The 1,772-nt window shown below is 66.9% G+C and carries 2 protein-coding genes; both read left to right on the top strand.

The window, feature by feature from the left end; translation table 11 throughout:
- The first annotated feature begins 100 nt into the window (after positions 1–100).
- A complete protein-coding gene (eno, locus tag LzC2_RS21330) occupies positions 101–1,363 on the top strand; it encodes a phosphopyruvate hydratase (protein WP_171190039.1) in 1,263 nt (420 codons plus the stop codon).
- 125 nt (positions 1,364–1,488) lie between these two features.
- A partial coding sequence (locus LzC2_RS21325; RefSeq protein ID WP_171190038.1) for an FtsB/FtsL family cell division protein occupies positions 1,489–1,772 on the top strand: 284 nt, incomplete at its 3' end.

The following is a 1,772-nucleotide window of genomic DNA, read 5'->3' as shown; positions in this document are numbered from 1 at the left end:
CCATGCGGCTCCCCGGAGCCCGGTCTCTCCCGCAGCGACCGCGAAGCTGGTAAAACCCCCGCCCACCGATCCCCACGACTCCCCGCGCTGCTTCCCCGATATGTCCCTCGCCATCACCAGCGTCCACGGCCGCCAAGTTCTCGATTCCCGCGGCAATCCCACGGTCGAAGTGGACGTGCGGTTGGAAGACGGCACCCTCGGCCGGGCGATCGTCCCCAGCGGCGCCAGCACCGGCGCCCATGAAGCGGTCGAACTCCGCGACGGCGACGCCGACGAGTGGGTCGGCAAGGGCGTCTCCAAGGCCGTCCGCAACGTCAACGAAGTCCTCGCCGACGCGCTGATCGACCTCGACGCCACCGATCAGGCCGCCGTCGACCGGGCCATGCTGGAACTGGACGGCACGGAGAACAAATCCAAGCTCGGCGCGAACGCGATTCTGGCGTGCAGCCTGGCCACCGCCCACGCGGCGGCGAAGGCCAGCTATCTGCCGCTGTTCCGCTATCTGGGCGGCGTCGGCGCCGTCACGCTGCCGGCTCCGATGATGAACATCATCAATGGCGGCGAGCACGCCTCCAACGGCATCGACATCCAGGAATTCATGGTGATGCCGCTGGGGTTCGACACCTTCAGCGACGGCCTGCGGGCCGGCGTCGAGACCTTTCATCACCTCAAGAAGGTGCTCTCCTCCAAGGGCTACAGCACGAACGTCGGCGACGAGGGCGGCTTCGCCCCGGACCTCAAAAGCACCGATGAGGCGATGGAGGTAATCCTCCAGGCGATCGAGAACGCCGGCTACACCCCCGGCGAGCAGATCAAGCTGGCCCTCGACTGCGCCGCGACCGAGTTCTACAAGGACGGCGTCTACAAGATCGAAGGCAAGGATCTGTCTTCGGACGGCATGGTCGATTACCTCGCCCGGCTCGCCGAGAAGTACCCGGTGTGCAGCATCGAAGACGGCCTCGCCGAGGACGACTGGGACGGCTGGAAGAAGCTGACCGACGCGATCGGCGACGACGTGCAGCTCGTCGGCGACGACCTGTTCGTCACCAATTCCTCCCGCCTGGCCGACGGCATCGAGCAGGGCGTCGGCAACAGCATCCTGGTGAAGGTCAACCAGATCGGCACCCTCACCGAGACGATCGAAGCCGTCCAGATGGCCTACCGCAACGGCTACACCGCCGTGATGAGCCACCGCAGCGGCGAGTCCGAGGACACCACCATCGCCGACCTCGCCGTCGCATTGAACACCGGACAGATCAAGACCGGCTCCGCCAGCCGCACCGACCGCATCGCCAAGTACAACCAGCTGTTGCGCATCGAGGAGATGCTGGGCGAGAACGCGGAATACGGTGGCACGATCTGACCGATGTGGGATTGGGAATGTCGGATTGCGGATGTAGAAACGTTGCGACCGTCGTCGCTCACATCCGACATCCGACATCCGACATCCGCCTTCCCCAATTCCTAGATGCGGCCTTCTGGCCGACGTTGATCGTCGCCGGGGCCCTGTTCGCCCTCGCCTCACTGTCGCCCGGGGCGGCGGAGTGGAAGGCGGTGCGGCATCGCCTCGCCGTCGCCGATGCGGACGCCGCGGCGTTGCGAAGTGAAATCGACGGACTGGAACGCGTCGCGACCGCCCTGCGGACCGATCCGGCGTTCGCCGCGGAGGTGGCCCGGCTGGATCTCGGGTTGTCGCGGGAAGGCGCGGCTCGGTTGGCCGTGCCCGCGGCGAACGCCGGATCGGTCCGCAGGGCGGTCGCGACGCGTTCCAG

Origin of the sequence: Alienimonas chondri, assembly GCF_013036045.1 — a bacterium.
Lineage (GTDB): Bacteria > Planctomycetota > Planctomycetia > Planctomycetales > Planctomycetaceae > Alienimonas > Alienimonas chondri.
The sequence above is the reverse complement of the archived record's forward strand: the minus strand, read 5'-3'. Positions and strand labels throughout refer to the sequence as shown.